Annotated in this window: 14 protein-coding genes; 5 read left to right on the forward strand and 9 right to left on the reverse strand. The window is 70.2% G+C overall.

Annotated features, from left to right (window positions below; translation table 11 throughout):
- Positions 1 to 2: 2 nt before the first annotated feature.
- The 3 genes from H4O13_15390 to H4O13_15400 are packed head-to-tail and all read right to left on the reverse strand — an operon-like array spanning position 3 to position 4,255.
- A complete protein-coding gene (locus tag H4O13_15390) occupies positions 3 to 935 on the reverse strand; it encodes a homoserine kinase (protein MBE5316774.1) in 933 nt (310 codons plus the stop codon).
- Positions 932 to 3,442 carry a bifunctional aspartate kinase/homoserine dehydrogenase I gene (thrA, locus tag H4O13_15395; GenBank protein ID MBE5316775.1) on the reverse strand — a complete coding sequence of 837 codons (2,511 nt, stop codon included), beginning with the start codon at positions 3,440 to 3,442 and terminating at the stop codon, positions 932 to 934. The genes H4O13_15390 and thrA overlap by 4 nt, the downstream gene beginning before the upstream one ends.
- 30 nt (positions 3,443 to 3,472) lie before the next feature.
- Positions 3,473 to 4,255 (reverse strand): helix-turn-helix transcriptional regulator, encoded by a 783-nt coding sequence (locus H4O13_15400; protein ID MBE5316776.1) that lies wholly within the window; start codon positions 4,253 to 4,255, stop codon positions 3,473 to 3,475.
- 124 nt (positions 4,256 to 4,379) lie between these two features.
- Between H4O13_15400 and H4O13_15405 the strand changes: the two genes are divergently transcribed.
- Entirely contained in the window at positions 4,380 to 4,814 is a 435-nt protein-coding gene (locus tag H4O13_15405; GenBank protein ID MBE5316777.1) for a hypothetical protein, read from the forward strand.
- Entirely contained in the window at positions 4,811 to 5,623 is an 813-nt protein-coding gene (locus tag H4O13_15410; protein MBE5316778.1) for a DUF2145 domain-containing protein, read from the forward strand. The genes H4O13_15405 and H4O13_15410 overlap by 4 nt, the downstream gene beginning before the upstream one ends.
- Before the next feature lie 15 nt (positions 5,624 to 5,638).
- Here H4O13_15410 and H4O13_15415 read toward each other — a convergent pair whose 3' ends face one another.
- Genes H4O13_15415 through H4O13_15430 form a run of 4 tightly spaced genes read right to left on the reverse strand, consistent with a single transcriptional unit; the run spans position 5,639 to position 12,166 of the window.
- Positions 5,639 to 7,519 (reverse strand): phosphatidylserine/phosphatidylglycerophosphate/cardiolipin synthase family protein, encoded by a 1,881-nt coding sequence (locus H4O13_15415; protein MBE5316779.1) that lies wholly within the window; start codon positions 7,517 to 7,519, stop codon positions 5,639 to 5,641.
- Between the two features lie 32 nt (positions 7,520 to 7,551).
- On the reverse strand, positions 7,552 to 8,163 hold the full coding sequence (locus tag H4O13_15420) for a YceI family protein (protein ID MBE5316780.1): 612 nt from the start codon (positions 8,161 to 8,163) through the stop codon (positions 7,552 to 7,554).
- A gap of 17 nt (positions 8,164 to 8,180) precedes the next feature.
- On the reverse strand, positions 8,181 to 8,657 hold the full coding sequence (locus H4O13_15425; protein MBE5316781.1) for a histidine phosphatase family protein: 477 nt from the start codon (positions 8,655 to 8,657) through the stop codon (positions 8,181 to 8,183).
- Between the two features lie 11 nt (positions 8,658 to 8,668).
- Positions 8,669 to 12,166 (reverse strand): hypothetical protein, encoded by a 3,498-nt coding sequence (locus H4O13_15430; protein MBE5316782.1) that lies wholly within the window; start codon positions 12,164 to 12,166, stop codon positions 8,669 to 8,671.
- 169 nt (positions 12,167 to 12,335) lie between these two features.
- Here H4O13_15430 and H4O13_15435 point away from each other — a divergent pair, with 169 nt between their 5' ends.
- From H4O13_15435 to H4O13_15445, 3 genes are all read left to right on the forward strand, one after another.
- Entirely contained in the window at positions 12,336 to 13,829 is a 1,494-nt protein-coding gene (locus H4O13_15435) for an AAA family ATPase (protein ID MBE5316783.1), read from the forward strand.
- A gap of 105 nt (positions 13,830 to 13,934) precedes the next feature.
- Positions 13,935 to 14,753, forward strand: coding sequence for a TatD family hydrolase (locus H4O13_15440; protein MBE5316784.1), 819 nt, complete (start codon positions 13,935 to 13,937; stop codon positions 14,751 to 14,753).
- A gap of 69 nt (positions 14,754 to 14,822) precedes the next feature.
- Entirely contained in the window at positions 14,823 to 15,464 is a 642-nt protein-coding gene (locus tag H4O13_15445; GenBank protein MBE5316785.1) for an SCP2 sterol-binding domain-containing protein, read from the forward strand.
- A 114-nt stretch (positions 15,465 to 15,578) separates the two neighbouring features.
- Here H4O13_15445 and H4O13_15450 read toward each other — a convergent pair whose 3' ends face one another.
- Positions 15,579 to 16,583, reverse strand: a complete 1,005-nt coding sequence (locus H4O13_15450) for an energy transducer TonB (protein ID MBE5316786.1) — start codon at positions 16,581 to 16,583, stop codon at positions 15,579 to 15,581.
- A 341-nt stretch (positions 16,584 to 16,924) separates the two neighbouring features.
- Positions 16,925 to 17,887: an energy transducer TonB gene (locus H4O13_15455; GenBank protein ID MBE5316787.1), complete on the reverse strand. Its 963-nt coding sequence runs from the start codon at positions 17,885 to 17,887 to the stop codon at positions 16,925 to 16,927.
- Positions 17,888 to 17,918 lie beyond the last annotated feature (31 nt).

The following is a 17,918-nucleotide window of genomic DNA, read 5'->3' on the forward strand; positions in this document are numbered from 1 at the left end:
GGTCAATCCTCCAGCAGGCGCGCACCCGGCGCGTCCAGCGGTGAGATGTAGATCTGGCTGTCGAGGTCATGGGCGGCGAAGGCCGCCCGCATGGCGTCCCCCGCGCGCTCGGCGGCCGCGTGGCCCAGGCACCAGGCGAACACGCTGGGGCCGGCGCCGGAGATGCTGGCGCCCAGCGCATCGGCCGCAAGTGCGGCCTGCTTGACGTCTTCGAAGCCGGGGATCAGCGCGGCGCGACGCGGTTCGACCAGTTCGTCGCGCAGGCCGGCGCGAATGAGTGCGAGATCGTTGCGGTAGAGGCCGGCCAGGAAGCGCGCGAGGTGGCCGTTCTGGGTCACGAACTCGTGCAGCGCGTAGGGCGTGGCGAGTGCGGCGCGCGCGCGACGCGTTTCCAGCACGCAGTCCGGATGCACCAGCACGGAATACACGCCGGTCGGCGTCGGCAGCTTCAGCGGCGGCGCGTCGCCGACCGTGAGCACGAGGCCGCCGAGCAGCATGGGTGCCACGTTGTCGCCGTGCCGGCCGCCGCTGGCCACGGCCTCGCCATCGAGCGCGCAGGCGTAGAGCGCGTCGACATCGAGCGGTGCTTCCAGCAGCGCATTGGCCGCGACCACCGCCGCCACGGCCGAGGCCGCCGAGCCGCCCATGCCCGAGCCGTAGGCGATGCCTTTGTCGATCACGACGTCCATCCCGAAGCCGGGCTGGGCGCGCTCGATCAGCGAGAGCAGGGCACGGCCGGCGGTGTTGTTCTCGGGTTCCGTGGGCAGTTCCACTTCTGAACCGCGGATCGCGCGGATGCGCACGCCGGGCTCGGCGCTGCGGGTCACCGTGACGGTGTCGCCGGCGCCTTCGATGACCAGGCCCAGCAGGTCGAAGCCAACGCCCACATTGCCGATGCTGGCGGGCGCAAAGGCCCGCGCCCTGTATCGACTCACAGGCGGGTCCCCAGGCCCTGCGCCACGCGCAGCAGGTCGGCGAACACGCCCGCAGCGGTGACCTCCGGGCCCGCGCCTGGGCCCTGCACGATCAGCGGGTTGCCGCTGTAGCGCGCGGTGCTGAACTGGATCACGTTGTCGGTGGGCTTGAGATGCGCGAAGGCGTGGTCCTGGGGCAGCTCGACCAGGCCCACGGTGGCGGAGTCGGCATCCACATGGGCGACGAAGCGCAGCACGCAGCCGCGCGCCCGAGCCGCCTGGAAGCGCGCCAGCATCGGCGCATCCAGCTCGGCCGCGCGCGCAAGGAAGTCCTCGCGGCTGATTTCCATCAGCGCCGGCGGCACCAGGCCGACGAGGTCGACATCGGCCAGCTCGATCTCGCGGCCCCATTCGCGCGAGAGGATCACCAGCTTGCGGGCGACATCGAGGCCAGAGAGGTCGTCGCGCGGATCGGGCTCGGTGTAGCCGAGCTGGCGTGCTTCCAGCAGCAGTTCGGAGAAGGGCCGCGTGCCGTCGTAGGCGTTGAACAGGTAGGACAGGGTGCCCGAGAGGATGCCGTCGATCGCGCGCACCTCGTCGCCGGTGTCGATCAGGTCGCGCAGGGTCGAGATCACCGGCAGGCCGGCGCCGACCGTGGCCTCGTAGCGCCAGTGGCCGTGGCGTGCGGCTTCCCTCACACGGCGATAGAGCTCCAGCGGTGCGGCGCCGGCCTGCTTGTTGGGCGTGATGATGTGGATGCCCGCCGCCAGCCAGCGCGGATAGTGCGCGGCGACGGTGGCGCTGGCGCTGCAGTCGATGATCAGCGCATGCGGAAGGTGCGGTGCGCGCACGTGCTGGGTGAAGCGTTCAAAGTCGAAGTGCTCGGTGCTGGCTGCGTACTGGCCACGCCAGTCGGCCAGATCGAGGCCGCCGTCGGAGTGCAGCCAGCGCTGGCTGCCGGCGATGGCGCGCACGCGCAGATCGAGATTGTTCTGCTCGCGCAGCTTGGGCGCGACCGCGGCGAGCTGTTCGAGCAGGGTGGCGCCGACGTTGCCGGGGCCGATCACGCCGATGCTGACCGTCTGCGGCGACAGATAGAAGCCGGCATGCACGGCGCGCAGGGCGCGGGCCGCGTCGGCGTCGCGCACCGCCACCGAGATGTTGCGCTCGGTGCCGCCCTGGGCGATGGCGCGCACGTTCACTTCCGCCCGCGCCAGCTCGGAGAACAGGCGCGCGGCGATGCCGGTGTGGCCGCTCATGCCGTCGCCCACCGCCGCCAGCACGGCGATGCCGCGCTCGACGTCGACCGCCTGCAGCAGGCCGGCGTCCAGCTCGCGCGCGAACGCGCGCCGCAGCACTTCAGCCGCGCGCGCCGCATCGGCCTCGCGCACAACGCAGCAGATCGAATGCTCGGAGCTGGCCTGGGCGATCATCACCACCGACACGCCGGCGTCGCGCAGCGCGCCGAACACGCGCTCGGCGGTGCCCGGCACGCCGATCATGCCGGTGCCTTCCACTTCGACGAGCGCCATCTCGCGGGCGATGGTCAGGCCCTTGACCGGGCCGGCGCCGTCCTCGTGCTCGGGGCCGATGCGCGTGCCCGCGCAGGCGGGATTGAAGGTGTTGCGCACGAAGACCGGGATACCCGCTTCGAGTACCGGACCCATGGTGCGCGGGTGCACGACCTTGGCGCCGAAGTAGGCCAGCTCGAAGGCTTCGTCATAGCTCATGCGCGGCAGCAGGATGGCCTCGGGCACCAGCCGCGGATCGGCGCTGAGCACGCCGTCGACATCGGTCCAGATGTGCAGCTCGGAGGCCGCGAACAGGCGCGCGAAAATGGCGCCGGAGTAGTCGCTGCCGTTGCGGCCGAGCGTGGTGATGCGGCCTTCCGTATCGCGCGCCACAAAGCCGGTGACGACCACGCGCGGCGCGCTGTGGCTGCCGCGCCAGGCCGCCAGCCGCTTGCCGGATTCGGCCCAGTCGACGACCGCACCCAAGGCCGAGGGGCTGATTACCAGCACCGATCGCGCATCCAGCCAGTCGACGGTCTCGCCTTCGGCGCGCAGGCGCGCGGCCAGCAGCTGCGCCGACCAGACCTCGCCCAGACCCTGGACGTATTCCAGGAGATCCGCCGCCGGGTGACCGAGCAGGGCGACTGCACGCAGCAGGGCGCGCAGGTCTTGCCAGTCGCGCTCCAGCGGCGACAGCGCCGCATCGGCCGCGTCGCCGAGCAGGCCGCGCGCGGCCTCGCGGTGGCGTGCCGCCAGCGCATCCAGCTCGGCCTGAGCCTGCGCCGGATCGCGGCTGGCCGCATGCACCAGCCCGATCAGCGCATCGGTGACGCCGCCCATAGCCGAGACCACCGTGATCTGTGTGGTTTCGGTTCGACCTCGCAGCAGGCTCGCCACATGGGCGATGCGCTCCGCGGTCTTGAGGCTGGAACCTCCGAACTTGTGCGCCACACAGGTCTGCTGCTGGTCTACCGACACGACGATCCGCCCCGTGAAATCCAAGTGGAGGGCGAGCATAGCAGCGGCTTCGCGGCCTGCCGCAACGCATCAGGTCGCTTGTGCCCAGGTGGACTGGCGGTCCCTCGACTGAGAGTCATCGGCGCGCCGCAGCGGTGCGAACAGGGTGAGGCTCCAAGGCCGCTGCGCCAGCACCAGGCTCAGGCCGACGCGCTGAGCCGCGGGCAAGGACGCGTCCTGCGCCATCAGCCGATCGAATTCGGCAGCGAACTCTTCCAGACGACGCTGCAGCAGCAGGGCGGAGGCTGGAGAGACCATGCCGCTCAGCAACAGCAGGCGCTCGTGCTCGCTTTCGAAGCCGCGGCCGAAGTAGTCGGGCAGCAGGCGCTGCTGGAAGAAGCGTTGCATGGGGCCTTCGCGTCGCCAGCGGAAGTTGCGGGCGGTGCGCGTGCGTGCGCGATTGCCGGGCTGCAGCTCGATGATGCCGAGCCGATCCAGGCGCGTCAGCAGCAGAATCCACTCCGGCTCGCTGAAACGGTAGCGCGCCATCACCTCGTCGCTGCGCCACCGGTTCAGCACGAGATACAAGGCAAGCAGCAGCGCAGGATCGTCGACCAGGGCCTGCTCCTGCGCGGCGCTCAACTCCGCCAGCGGCGGCGCGCCGCGCTGGGCTTCCTCGGCCAGCTCGGGCAGGCCGATCTGCAGCACACCACAGATCTGCTCCAGACGCTCCAGCGTGAGCGAACGTTTGGACAGCATCCGCTTCACAGTGGGCTCGCTGATGCCGAGCCGCACAGCCAGGGCGGCATAGGTCAAGCCCTGGACCTTCAGCAGGCGCTTCAGGGCATCCACAAGTTCGCAGCGCAGGGCCATGGGATTCCGCCTTCGAGTATCACTCGACGATACTTCAAGACGAGGCTTTCGCGCCGTAGTCGATTTTTGTTGCACTCATGCGGGCCCGGGCGGAGCCTGCCGCCTCCCGCTGCAGGAGTCCACCATGTCGCCCGATCGCATCTCACCCCGCTCTGCTTTGCGCCTCGTCAGCACCGCACTGCTCGCCGCGCTCCTGCCGTTCGCGGCGTCCGCGCAAAGCGAGGCCAGTCGCGCGTCCACGCGCCTCTCCGGGAGCGTCCTGGTCCTGCCGCGCGCGAGCGTCGATCTGCTCAGCGCCGGCGGCGAGTTCAGTGTCGCGGTACTGCGCCCAGTCGGCGGCAGCGTCGAAGTCGTGCTGCTCGGCGCCGCCGATGGCGCCCGGCTCAGCTTCACCGTCGGTCGCGAAGCGCTTGAAGCCAGCGGCGTGGCGGTAGGCATGAGCCTCTACGCCAGCGCCGTGGTCGGCGGCCATTTGCTCTGGGCGGGCTCCGAAGCCGTCGCCTTCGTTGCTGACGAAAGCCTCGCGCCGCACGTCCACCGCACGGAGCTGCGGCGATGAGGGCCCTGCGTTCGATCAGCCTGTGGCTGTGCCTGTGCTTCACGCTGCCGGCCCAGGCCGGTCGGCACTGCGAAGCGGCTGAACTGTCGCCACAGCAGTGGGCGGCCGCCGCAGAGAGCGCGCTGACCGTGGCCGCAGCGCTGGATGCCGCCAACGCTGAAGTGGCCCTGCTGGCACGCGCCGGCACCGATCTGTCGAAGCACGGCCTGCACTACAGCCACGTCGGCTTCGTCCTGCGCGAGCACCCGCTGGGGCGCTGGACGGTCGTGCACCTACTGAACCACTGTGCCAGCGATGCGTCCGGCCTGTTCGCCGAGGGCCTCGTCAACTTCTTCGCCGACGACCTGCACCGCCAGGACGCCCGCATCGTCTGGCTGCAGCCGGACTTCGCCGAGCGTCTGGCGCGACTGCTGCGCTCGGACCACATCCACGCCCTGCACGAGCCGCGCTACAACCTGATCGCCCGGCCCGACAGCCGCCGCACGCAGAACTCCACCGCCTGGGTGCTGGAGCTGCTGGCCGCCGCGGACTACGGCGCCGCACTGGAGCGCCGTGACGCGCAGGCGCACGCGCTGGCCAGCGGCTTCACACCCGATGAAGTGCGCATCGCCTACAGCAAGCGTGTCGCCGGCGGCCTGCTGGCGGACAACCTCGTGTTCACCGACCACCCGGTCGCGACCCGACTGTCGGGCCGCTACCCGGTCGTCACCGTGCGGGCGATCCTGCGCTTTCTGGAATCGCGTGACCTCGTCACAGCTGAGCGCGAGTGGCGCGGGGGCATCGAGAGTGTGCGGATGGGGCCGGCGTGAGGGGTCACGGAGAACTCAGAGGATCGGCGCCAGCCCCGCGCCGAACGCGGTGAGGATGCGCGTGTTCATCGCCTTGAAGGGAATCTCGACCTCGGGGAAATCACCCACCGGCGTGTGGCAGTTGGCGAAGTTCGGGTCGAAGGGGGACATCGGCGTGCAGCCGGGGCCGCCGGTGTACTCCCAGCTGGTGGCGTAGCGCCAGGGCCAGAAATCCAGAATCGGCAGAAACTCGAAAGCCTTGCCGAGGCTGTAGTTCAAGCCGCGAACGAGGCGCGGCGGGCGCGGGCGCGGGGCGATCACCCAGGCATTGCCGGGGCTCATGTCTTCGAGCAGGGTGTCGCGCAGCTCCTGGGCGAACTCGCGATCGTGGATGACTACGAGCGATTCCGTGTTGAGGCGGTCGGAGCGCGGGTCGAAGTTGTGGCTGCCGATCACCGCCAGCTCGCCGTCGATCACCATCGACTTCGAGTGCAGGCCGATGCGCATGCCCAGCGTCTGCAGGGGCAGCGGGCCGCGCAGCGCGCGGCGGCGCGGGGTGTCGGCGCTGGCGCCGGCGGCCGAACCAAAGGCGCGGCTCGATTCGCTGCGCAGAAAGCGCGGCGGCAGGCTGATCACATCGGTCTCGGGATCGAGATGCAGCGCGATCGGTGCGTTGGCCGGACGCGGCTTGTACTCGTGGATCTCGAAGCGGAACTCGCGCAGGTAGGTGCGCTTGTACTTGTGGCTCAGCGCGTAGACCGGGAACGCATCCGTCGAGGCAAGGCTGTTGGTGCTGATGCGCACGCGCGGCGGCGACTCGCGCTGCTGCAGGCGGCGGAACGTGGCCTGGGCCTCGCGCGAGAGCACCAGATAGGGCGTCTGCAGCACGATCTCGTGATCGGCGCGCTCGACGGCTCGGCGCAGGCTGGCGCTGCTGTCGCGGCGGCCGGGCTCGATCCGGCCGAGCTGCTTTTCGGGGCCATCGGAGTAGAAGTCGACGCGGCCAACGCGATGCAGGGGCGTGATCAGCACCGCACGCAGGCGCTCGGCGTCGACGAGCTCGCGGCGCAGGGCGTCGATGCGCGCGCGCTGCCGCAGCGGCAGCTCGGCCAATACGGCGCGGCCGCGCGGTGCGGCATCCAGGCGGCGGCGCACGTCGCGCAGGCCGGCGGCCGGCAGGCTGCGCTCGGCGCTCCAGAACTGGTCGAAGCTGCGCTGCATGGCCGCCGCCGCAGGACCGCCGACCACCACATCGCGGTCGCGGTAATTGAAGCCCGGATCGAGATCGAAATAGCGCTCCTGGTAATTGCGGCCGCCGGTGATGCCGATCAGGCCATCGACCAGCAGCAGCTTGTTGTGCATGCGCTGGTTGAACTGGGTGAAGCAGCAGAGGATGCCGCCGACGAACTCGAACTTGCTGGTCGCGCCCTTGCCGAAGGTGGGGTTGTACAGGCGCAGCTCGAAGTTGGCGTGGGCCTGCGCCAGTGCGGCCAGCAGCTCGACGTTTTCGATCGAGAACAACTGATCCAGCAAGACCCGAACGCGCACGCCGCGGCGCGCGGCGCGCAGCAGTTCATCGAGCACCAGGAAGCCGGCATCGTCCTGGGCGAAGATGAAGCTCTGCACTTCGATGCTGCGCCGCGCTGCGCGGATCAGGTGCAGTCGCGCCAGAAGGGCGTCGTGGCCGCTCTCCAGGTTCAGCACGACGTGGCGCGGTGATTCCGGCGTCGAGTCGCGCACCGCTTCGGCAGCGGCCACGCGCAGCGGCGACCATTCGGCGCAGCCATCGGCGCGGGCGCAGTCGAGGCTGCGGTCCTGGTGCGCGGCCGCGCGCACCACATCAACGCGCACGCGCTCACGCGAGGGCGTGCAGGCCGCCAGCAGCAGGCAGAGCAGGGCGCAGAGCAGCAGCGGCATTCGATGCGGAAGCATGGCGCGATAGCTGGGTTCTAGAAATTTTCGCGCGGCGGAGCCGCCGGTTCGCGCAGGCGGATATCGAAGCTGAGCTTGACCTTGTCGCTGACGAAGACGCGCCGGGCGGTCATGCCGAATCGGCTGCGGTCGACCTCGCCGCGCGCTTGCACGGGGCAGTCGATACCCGGCCGCGCGCACTCGGCGGGCAGCAGCTCGAAGCGCACCGGTCGGCTGATGCCGCGCAGGGTCAACACGCCCTCGATCGCGCCGCCTTCATGCAGCACCGACTTGGAGAGACCGGCGGCGCGGAACTCGATCCAAGGGTGGCGGGCGGTGTCGAAGAAGTCGGCCGATCGCGCCCAGTCCTCATGGCTCTCGCGGCCCATCAAGACGCTGCCGGAGGCGATTCGCACCTCCAGCAGCCAGGCCTCGTCGGCCTCCGGCCGCACCACCCCTTCGATGTGGGCGAAACGGCCATCAATGCGCTTGACCCAGGCCGCGCGCACCGAGAACCCCGCCACCGAATTCGCGGTATCGATACGGAGGCCGGGTTCGTCTGCATGCACGGGGGTCAAGGCCATCCACAGGGCAAGCAGTCCGCCGGCCAGCGTGCGCAGGCACATGGCGCTGGCCATTGCCTTCGACATGCGCTGCGGGTGAACGCTCAGGGTGCCCAGAACGCCGACAGTCGCGCCGCGCCCGGCTCGATCTCGGCGTCGGGGCCGAAGTCGAGCACCGCAATGCCAGCCGGCGGCATGCCGCGATGATCGCCACTCTGGCCGGTCGACAGCAGCGCCGCCAGCGATTCGAATCCGGGGTTGTGGCCGACGAGCATCAGCACCTCGACCTCGGCGTGGCTGACCACCACCTCGAACAGGTCGCCGGGGCTGGCTTCGTAGATGCGCTCGTCGCTGCGCTGATCGATGTAGCCGGTCTGCGCGAGCACGCGCTGGGCAGTGGCGCGGGTGCGCTCGGCCGGCGACGTCACCAGGCGCTGCGGCAGCGGGCCGTGCTGGAGCAGCCAGCGGCCGGCGGCATCGGCTTCGGCCTCGCCGGTGTCCGAGAGCGGACGCTCGCGGTCGAGCTGGCCCGGCTGCTGCGGCTGGGCGTGGGCATGGCGCAGCAGGATCAGGCGGCGCAGGCGGCGTTCACTCATGGGTTGTTGTCTCCAAAGGCCTGGATTTCGACGTTGCTGCGGTTCCACGTGCCTGACAAGGGCGCGGGCAGGGTGATGCTGCTGCTCATGGTGGCGCGGGTGCGGCTGCTGTAGCTGCGAGTCAAGGTGCCGGCGGGCTGTGCCTGCGCGGCGTTGTCGGCATAGAACGGACAGCCGGGGCAGTGGGTGGGCTGGCTGCTCAGCTGCACATTGCCACTGCTGGTCTCTCGCGTGGTGCCGGTCAGCCAGCGCGCCTGGCCGTTGGCATCGAACAGGTAGACGCCATTGAACTCGAAGGGCCCGTCTGCCAGCTGCAGGCTCTCGATGCCCAGCCCCCAGCCGGTCTGGCCGGTCTGGATCCAGGCATTGGTGCGATTGGTCGACGCATAGGGCAGGGTGCCGGCCGTCGTGTTCAGCAGCTCGGCGCCGCGCTGGCCGCTGCCGAAATCCCAGGCGAACAGCTGGGTGCGCTCATCCACGCTGGCGACCCAGCTGCGGCCCACGGTGCTGGTGACCGGCGCGAAGCCCGAGGGTTGACTGTTGCGGGTGCGGGAAAGCGGCGCGGCCATCAGGCCGCCGCGCAGCGGACCCGCGAACGTGTACCAGTCGCTGAGGTAGCTGCGATCGCCGGTGTACCAGATCGCGCCCACCACCGGGTTGGCGGCGTCGCCGTAGGTGAACAAAGCGAGACCATTGCCACCGCGGGCAGGGTCGTTGAAGAACCCACGTCTCGGCAGAGGCCGCTGCGCTGCCGCGGGGCAGCTGTTGACCGCCGCGCAGTTGGAGGCCAACTGGCGGGCGAGCACGGTCGAGGGCTGCATGCTGTGCTGACCGTTCAACGCGGTGGCGAGGTAGTCGAGGCCGACGGAGGCGCCGCAGGCCGAACCTTCGGGCACCTGCAGGCTGACTTCAACGGTGGCGCTGGCGCCGACGGCAAGCGCGGGCACTGGGACGGTGGGCGTCTCGATCAGCAGCTGGGGCGTCTGCGGCAAGTTCTGTGGGTCGAAGGTGCAGATCGCGGTTGCGGCGGGCGCTGCGTTCGGAGCATCGCAGGCTGCCAGCAGCTGGGTGCTGCCACTGCCGTTGATCAGACCGATGGTGGCGGTGGCCCCCGCGTTGGTGTTGGCTCGACGGTACTGGTAGACCACCTGGCCATTGCCCGGATAGGCGATCGCCTGGAACGAGGCGTTGCCGCTGGGCGCAGTCTGCGAGTAGTCCTGCATGGCGTCCCACTGGAACACATGGCAGGACTGGTCGGCCCCGCCGATCGGGGCGCGCGGACAGCTGGTGAAGTAGCGATAGCGCAGGCCGCCCCCGCCGCCGACGACAAGATCGTCGTGCAGCACGTGCAGGCGCGGACCCGCGCCACCGCGATCGATCTGGCCGGCGCAGCTGTTGTCGTAGTCACCGCCGGAATCGGCCGTCGAGAACGACACGTAGCCGTTGGTGGACATGATGGCCTGGGTGTAACTCTGCCCATACAGTCTGAAGCCGGATCCACCGAGGGTGATGACGCTGCTGCGACCGTCGTCGGCCGCCGTCACGGAGCCAGCGGCCGTCAGGGCCAGGGCGGGCGCATCGCCGATGTCGACGAAACCGTAGCCGCAGGCACCCGGATTCGTCGCGCTGTTGGTGCCGCGATAGCCAAAGCTGTCCGGGCCGAACAGGTCGACCCCGCCGCCGTCGATGGCATTGGCAAACAGCGCGTGCGCACCCGCGGGCAGCGGCGCGTTGCCGCTGTTGGTAACGGTCACCGGCACGCGCCAGCGCTCGCCGGGGTCGAGCCCGGCGTTGCCGTTGCCGCAGACCTGCTGAGGACTCCCGCCGGTGGCGGTGAGGCGGGCGGACTGGACGTCCAGCGCGCGGCTGACCACGGTCGAGCAGCTTGCGCTGTCGGTGACCCGCAGACGCACCTGGCCGCTTTGCGCTTGGGGGTAGCGCAGGCTGACGCTGCTCACACTGCCGCGGCGCTCGAAGTTGCCGTCGCCGTCCAGATCCCATTCGTAGACATAGCCGCTGCCGCTGCCACCGCTGGCGCTCGCGGTGAACGTGGTCGGCTCGCCAACCCGCGCGCTGCCGCTGAAGGCTGCCGAGCTCAAGCTCGCGGTGGGTGCAGTGCAGCCACCGTGACCATCCTGGGTCAGGGGGCTACCGCCGGCGCGGTTCAGCCAATCGCTCATGCGTGTGGCGGCCGTACCGCCGCCGGTCCAGCCTTTGTCCAGCGCGCCGTAGCAATCGAACTGGTCGGTCGCCGTGCAGGAGGCCTGGCCGCCCGAGAGCACGCCGACGAGTCGTCCGCTGTCGCGACGCCACAGGCCCGAGCCCGAGGAGCCGCCTTCGGTGGTGCCTTGGTCCCAAGCGCCCACGAACCAATGGGTGGTGGCGGTGGCGCCGCTGATGATGCAGCTCGGGCCGGTCGTCAGCGCATCGTTGTCAATGCTGATGCGCTTCTCATGTCCCGCAGGGTGGTGGATGCCGATCGCGCCAGTGGGGGCGTTGGTGCTGCGGTCCCAGCCGGTGTACCAGGCCTCGGCAGCGGCCGGTACTGGCCCGCTCAAGGCGACCACCGTGAAGTCCGTGGGCTGGTGGGTGGCGAGCAGGCTGGCGCCGCTCTGGGTGGCGGCGGTGTTGGTCGAACGCGGCAGCTGCTGGCCGCTGGCGGCGCTGCCCGGGGCGCGGCAGGTCGGGCTCTCATAGCGCCAGTAGAACGTCATCGACTGCACTTCCGCCGCCACGCTGACACAGTGGTTCGCGGTCAGGAAGCGCGGGCTCGAGACGTCCTGCGATGGGTTGCCCGTAGCGACCAGCTGACCGGTGCAGACGAAGCTGCCGCCGCCGCTGTTGAAGGTGTAGTGGGCCACCGAGCGACTCTGCGGTCGCCAGGCATCGCCCTGCGGACAGGCGACGTCGATGTTGCAGCTGCCCGACTTCAGCTGGGTCAGCGCGACGAAGGGATCGCGGTAGCCCTGCACCACGCTGCCCAACTGCAGGCGCGTGAACTCGCGCAGGTTCTGCGGAAGCAGCAGCTCGATGCGCAGGGTCGAGCCGTCCAGCATCGGTGGACGCAGATCGCCGTCCGGACGATTGTCGGCATCGGTGTAGACCAGGCTGGGGCTCTTCTCGCCCGCCGCGTACACGCGCAGCTCGGCGCCCGCAGGCAGGCGGAAGGCTTCGAAATGTAGCGTCAGATTGCGCGCCTGTGCGGCGTCGATCTGCAGCCACCACTGGACGCGCCCGTCCTTCGCCGTGGTCCAGGTGCCGCCGGCCTGGAGGCCGCGCTCGGGTAGGCCCAGGGCCTTGTCGCCGAAGTCCTGCACCTGGCCGTAGCGCAGCGGCACGCCGGCCTTGCCGTCCAGCGCGCGATCTTCGGCAGCGAGCTTGGGGAGGTCGAGAGACGGCAGGGCCAGCCGTTCAGCTTGGGCCAGCGAAGCGGCCGAAAGCGCGCAGAGCGCAAGCACGCAGGTCGAAAACGATAGGCAGGTCGTGCGCTTCATGGAATCGCTCCCGGGTCTCGTGGCCCGAAGGGTCAAGGGTGGAGGACGGACGAGCGGCGAGGATACACCCCCGCCCACGGGCCCCGATGCCGGTGTGGGGCGCAGGTTCAGGCCAGCGCAGGCCGCTACACTGGCCGCCCGCAAGACGCCTGCCAGCCCGTCCACACGCATGTTTGAACCCCGTGACCTTGCCGTCCTGCTGCGCTCCGGCGCGCCGCTCGTGGTGGTCGAGACCCACGAGGAAGGTCTTCTGCTGGACGCCTTCCGCCACGTGGTGGCCGAGCTGCTGCGACCGCTGTTCAGCTGGAGCATCACCCAGGGCCTGCAGCGCCTTGACATGGACGAGGACGGCCTACCGGCCTGCAACGATTCCAGCCAGCTGCTGGAGCTGATGCACGCCGATGCGCGCCGCTCGATCTGGCTGCTGTTCGATTTCAGCCCCTACCTGCGCTACGCGATGAGCATCCGCCGCCTGCGCGAGCTGGTCCTGGGCCAGGCAGCGGCCAAGCACAGCGTGGTGCTGGTCGGCGCCAAGGTCGAGCTGCCTGAAGAGCTGGAATCGCTGGCGACGCGGTTCGAAGTGCGCCTTCCCGACGAGGCGCGACTGGGGCAGATGCTGCGCGAGGAGGCCTTCGCCTACTCGCGCGAACACGGCGGCAAGCGCGTGCAGGTCGAGGCGGCCGCGCAGCGCCAGCTTTTGCGCCATCTGCGCGGGCTGTCGCTGCTGGACGCGCGCAAGATCGTGCGCCAGCTGATCCACGACGACGGCGCGATTCGCGACGACGATGTCGCCCGCGCGCAGCAGGCCAAGTTCAAGCTGCTGGGCTCGGGCGGCGTGCTGCACTTCGAGCCGGACGTCGCCCGCTTCGAGGACGTGGCCGGGCTCAAGCGACTCAAGCGCTGGATCGAACAGCGACGGCGCATCTTCATCGAAGGCAGCGGCCCGCCGGGACTGGACCCGCCGCGCGGCCTGCTGCTGCTGGGCGTGCAGGGTGCGGGCAAGTCGCTGGCCGCCAAGGCCTGCGCCGGCGGTTTCGGCGTGCCTCTGCTGCGGCTGGACTTTGGCGCGCTTTACAACAAGTACCACGGCGAGACCGAGCGCAATCTGCGCGACAGTCTGCGCGCCGCCGAAGCGATGGCCCCCTGCGTGCTGTGGTGCGACGAGATCGAGAAGGGGCTGGCCACCTCCAACAGCGACGACGGCGTGAGCCGCCGCGTGCTGGGCGCACTGCTGACCTGGATGTCCGAACGCAAGCAGCCGGTGTTTCTGGTCGCCACCGCCAACAGCATCGAGCAGCTCCCGCCCGAGCTGCTGCGCAAGGGTCGCTTCGACGAGATCTTCTTCGTCGACCTGCCCGGGGGATCCGCGCGCGCGCAGGCCTTCGCCATTCACCTGGCGCGCCGTCAGCAGGCGGTCGAGGGCTTCGATTTCGCCGCCCTGTCCGCTGCCAGCGCGGGCTTCTCCGGCGCCGAGATCGAACAGGCCGTGGTCGCCGCGCTTTACGACAGCCACGCCGAAGGCCAGCGCCTCGATCAATCGCATCTGCTGCACGCACTGCGCGGCACCCGCCCGATCTCGGTGGTGATGGCCGAGAACGTCGCGCGCCTGCGGCACTGGGCGAGTGAACGCTGCGTCCCTGCAGACGAGCCCGAGCCCGTGTGAACTGATACGGCTTCCGGCTCTTGAACCGCGTTGATGCAAGGCGCTGGCTACAGCACTCGCTGCGCCCTGCTCCAAACGAATCCCGAATCTCGAATCCCCAATCCCATGCTCGTAGACATCGGCGCCAACCTGACCCACGAATCCTTCGCCCAGGACCTCGACGCCGTGCTGGCGCGCGCAGCCGCGCATGGCGTCGCGCAAATGGTGGTGACCGGCGCCAGCCGGCAGGGCAGTGTGGACGCGCTTGCGCTCGCTCGCGCGTATCCGGGCCGTCTGTTCGCCACGGCTGGCGTGCATCCGCATCACGCCATCGAGTACACCGAGGAAGCCGACCGTGAGCTGCGTGACCTGCATGCGCATACCGAAGTGCGCGCGGTCGGCGAGACCGGCCTCGACTACCACCGCGACTTCTCGCCGCGGCCGGCGCAACGCCGCGCCTTCGAGCGCCAGCTCGATATCGCGGTGGCACTCGGCAAGCCGCTGTTCCTGCACCAGCGCGAGGCGCACGGCGATTTCCTCGCGATCCTGAAGCAGGTGCGCGACCGCGTGCCGGCAGCGGTGGTGCACTGTTTCACGGACAGCCGCGAGGCCCTGTACGACTATCTCGACCTCGACTGCCACATCGGCATCACCGGCTGGCTGTGCGACGAGCGACGCGGCCAGCACCTGCGCGATTTCGTCCGCGAGATTCCACCGCAGCGGCTGATGATCGAGACCGATGCACCGTATCTGCTGCCGCGCAACCTGAAGCCGATGCCCTCTCACCGCCGCAATGAGCCGATGTACCTGCAGCACATCGCCGAAGAGCTGGCGCGCGACCGCGGTGTGAGCTACGCCCAGGTCGAGGCAGACACGACCGCGACCGCGCGTGCCTTCTTCCACCTGCCCGAGGTGGCCCTTGGCGAGTACGCTCGCGCCCGCTGATCAAAGCTGCGGGTACGCTCGCGCACCCCGACCCTCTCAGCCTCCGCGTTGCCTAGCCACGAGATCACCATGTCCGACACCCCTGTTCGCGCCAATCCCCTGCTCACCTTGGGCGGCCAGGCGCTGGAGTTCGCGCTGAACCGCGCGGTGACGCTGGACCCTGATCTGCCGGCGCAGCTCGGCACGCTGGAAGGCCGGTGCATCGAGCTGGAGTTGGCAGCCCCAAGGCTTGCGGCGCGTGTCGAAGTCCGCGAGGGCCGCCTGAAAGTCGGCCCAGCGCAGCCTGCCAACGAGCCCGACCTGAGCCTCAAGGCCACGCTCGGCGCCGTGCTGTCGCGCGTGTTGCCTGGAGCAGCACAGGCCACACCCGGGCGCATGAAGATCGCCGGCGACATTGAACTCGCGCAGGCCCTGCAGCGCATCGCCCAGCGCTACAGCCCCGACCTCGAAGCCGCGCTGTCGGCGCGGCTGGGCGATGTGCTGGGCGTGCAGGTCGCCAAGGCCCTGCGTGCCGCACTCGAAGGCGCGCGCCGCGGCACACGCGAGTTCGCTGAAGCCGGCGCCGACTATCTGCGCGACGAGGCCGGAGTGCTGGTCGGTCGCGCCGAGCTGGAGGCCTTCTGCGAGGACGTCGATGGCCTGCGCGACAGCGTCGAGCGCAGTGAGCGTCGCCTGCAGCGTCTGCAGCAGCGGCTGACAGCCAAGCCCTGAGGCGGTGGCGACGGCCCACCGCTGCAGTCGCACGGAACGACGCTGAAGCCACACCGATCACGTCCACCCTCGACTTGACCGGTGTGGCTTTGGTCGCCGCGCTGGCGCGCCTGCTCAGCGCGCCAGCTTGAACTCCAGGGTGCGCCGGGCGCGCATCGGCGACGCCGGCGGCGCGAAACGCCAGCGCTGCAGGGCCGCGCGTGCTTCGCGGTCGAACACGCCTTCTGGCTGACTGCGCAGCACTTCCAGCTGCGAGACGCTGCCGTCCGCGCCAATCGTGAACTCGATGGTGACGAAGCCTTCGAGCTTGCGGCGCTCGGCCATCGCCGGATAGCGCAAAGCGGGCTGGAACACGACCTCGGGCACCGGCGGTGGCGCCGTCACGACGGGGGCCTGGGGCTGTGCTTCGGCTGCCGTGGAAGCGGGCGCGACCGTGGGTTGGGGCAGGGTCGCGGTGGGCGCAGGTTCGCTGGGGGCGGCGCTGACAGCGACGGTGGGTAGCGACGCGTCCGCGCTTGTCGCGGGGCTGGGAGCCGCAGGCGGCGCAGAGACAGCAGGCGCAGCGATGGACGTGGCCTCCGCCCGTTCGACTTCAGCGCGCGCTTCCGCCTCGCGCTCGCGAAGCGCGTCGAGGCCCGCCTGCAGACGCGGGATTGCCGGCGCATCGCGCGAAGCCCGGGCCAACAGGGCCAGCACGCGCGCGGCTTCGTCGACATCGTTGGCGGCCAGGCGCTGCTCAACATGCAGGGCGGCATACGGCAGCAGATCCTGCAGCGCGAGTCGCGAGCGCTCATCCTCAGGCCGGGCTTCGTGGGCCGCCAGGAACAGCTCGAAAGCGTTGTCTCCGATCGGCACGAACAGCCGCTGCTCGCGCAAGGCGAGTTCGCCGCGCGCGGCGTCATCGCCGGCGCCCGGCGCGGGTGACTGCACGTGCTCCACCGGCAATGCACTCGTGTCGGCCGCTGCGTCGGCTGCCGCCGCGCCGGCCTCGGGGCTCGGCGTGTCGGCGTTGCCGCAGGCGCTGAGCAGCAGCGCAAGCGCCAGACCGGCGCCTCCAACCCCTACCGGAAACACAAGCCCGCGGCGGGATCGCCGCAGGCAATCGAAATAGATCTGCATGGCACAGCCCCTGTTGGCGCCACGCTCTAGAAGAGCGTAGCGAGCCGCACAGGGTGCCGAGCTTGGATTGCAGTTTTCCGTGCGCTGCGGTGTCTGCGGCTCGAAGCTGCAGGTTCGATCACGAACCGCGCGGCGCGAGTCTCTGGCGCGGGCCGATCCGGGGCAACGCCGATCCAGTCCATCGTCGACTGGATCGGTAGTGGCGAGTCCGGCGAAGGTCCGAACGCGCTTGCGCTGGATCCGGCATCGGGTGCTCGATCCGCAAGCGCGCCCTGATGCGCGGCAAGGCTGACTCTTTCAGCCTTGCCCTGGAAGCGGCCTGCGCCCTGGGGGCGCCGGGTTCAGTCGTCCAGCGTGAACTCGATGGTGCGGCGCGCGCGCGTGGGCTCCGGCGGCGGTTCGAAGCGGGTCCGACGCACCACCGCCATGGCCTCACGTTCAAACACGCCCTGCGGGTTCGCCTGGACCACCCGAACATCAGAAACGCTGCCGTCAGCGTTGATCTGGAAGTCGAGGCTGACCGTGCCCTCGATGCCTTGACGCATGGCCTGGTCGGGGTAGCGCAGCGGCGGCTGGCGCAACACCCGCGGGAGTCTTGCGGGGGCAGGCGCGGGCGCTGCGGCCGGCGTTTCGGCGACGGCGGTAGGCGCGGGTGCAGGTTCGGGCGCGGGGCTCGCGGGCGCGGGTGGCGGTGTCTCCACCGGAGCCGGAGCGACCGGCTGCTCGGCGACGGGAGCCGGGGCGACGGGAGCTGCCGGGGCGGGCGTCGGCGCGGGGGCGTTGGCCCGGGCCGCTGCCGCCTCCTGCTGGGCGGCCTCAGTCGCAAGACGGCGCTCCAGCGCTTCGACACCACGATCGAGTCGATCCAGAGCGGGCGCATCGGGCTGAGCGCGCGACATCAGATCCAGGACTCGCCGTGCATCCTCGGCATCGCGCGCCGCAGTGCGCTGCTCGACGTGCAGCACGGCATACGGGAACAGGTCAGTCAAAGCGTCTTTCACGCGCTGCGAGGCGGGATCCCGCTCGAGTGCGAGCACGAACAGCTCAAACGCGTTGTCGCCGGCCGGCGTGAAAAGACGCTGCTCACGCAGGGCCGCCTCGGCCACTTCGATGCTGCCGGCCCCTTCGACCAGCACCGGCGCAGGCGCAGGCGCTGGCTCGGGCGCAGCAGGCGGAGCTGTCGCGGCCGCGTCAGCAGGTGGGGCCGCAGCGTCGGGTGGCGGCGCTTCGGAGCCTCCACACGCGGCCAACAGCGCTGCCGCCAGCATTGATGCCGCGCAGCCACGCAGCCAGAACTTACCCATTGCGATTCCCCTTGTGATTGGCCCGGCCCGT

This window comes from Lysobacterales bacterium, assembly GCA_014946745.1.
Taxonomy (GTDB): Bacteria; Pseudomonadota; Gammaproteobacteria; order Xanthomonadales; family Xanthomonadaceae; genus Aquimonas.

Bases quoted from the DNA above. Each gene is read 5' to 3' on its own strand.
- H4O13_15440 (MBE5316784.1), top strand. From the start codon at position 13,935: ATGCTCGTAGACATCGGCGCCAACCTGACCCACGAATCCTTCGCCCAG.
- H4O13_15430 (MBE5316782.1), bottom strand. From the start codon at position 12,166: ATGAAGCGCACGACCTGCCTATCGTTTTCGACCTGCGTGCTTGCGCTC.
- H4O13_15455 (MBE5316787.1), bottom strand. From the start codon at position 17,887: ATGGGTAAGTTCTGGCTGCGTGGCTGCGCGGCATCAATGCTGGCGGCA.
- thrA (MBE5316775.1), bottom strand. From the start codon at position 3,442: ATGCTCGCCCTCCACTTGGATTTCACGGGGCGGATCGTCGTGTCGGTA.
- H4O13_15435 (MBE5316783.1), top strand. From the start codon at position 12,336: ATGTTTGAACCCCGTGACCTTGCCGTCCTGCTGCGCTCCGGCGCGCCG.
- H4O13_15400 (MBE5316776.1), bottom strand. From the start codon at position 4,255: ATGGCCCTGCGCTGCGAACTTGTGGATGCCCTGAAGCGCCTGCTGAAG.
- H4O13_15420 (MBE5316780.1), bottom strand. From the start codon at position 8,163: ATGTCGAAGGCAATGGCCAGCGCCATGTGCCTGCGCACGCTGGCCGGC.
- H4O13_15450 (MBE5316786.1), bottom strand. From the start codon at position 16,583: ATGCAGATCTATTTCGATTGCCTGCGGCGATCCCGCCGCGGGCTTGTG.
- H4O13_15405 (MBE5316777.1), top strand. From the start codon at position 4,380: ATGTCGCCCGATCGCATCTCACCCCGCTCTGCTTTGCGCCTCGTCAGC.
- H4O13_15445 (MBE5316785.1), top strand. From the start codon at position 14,823: ATGTCCGACACCCCTGTTCGCGCCAATCCCCTGCTCACCTTGGGCGGC.
- H4O13_15410 (MBE5316778.1), top strand. From the start codon at position 4,811: ATGAGGGCCCTGCGTTCGATCAGCCTGTGGCTGTGCCTGTGCTTCACG.
- H4O13_15415 (MBE5316779.1), bottom strand. From the start codon at position 7,519: ATGCCGCTGCTGCTCTGCGCCCTGCTCTGCCTGCTGCTGGCGGCCTGC.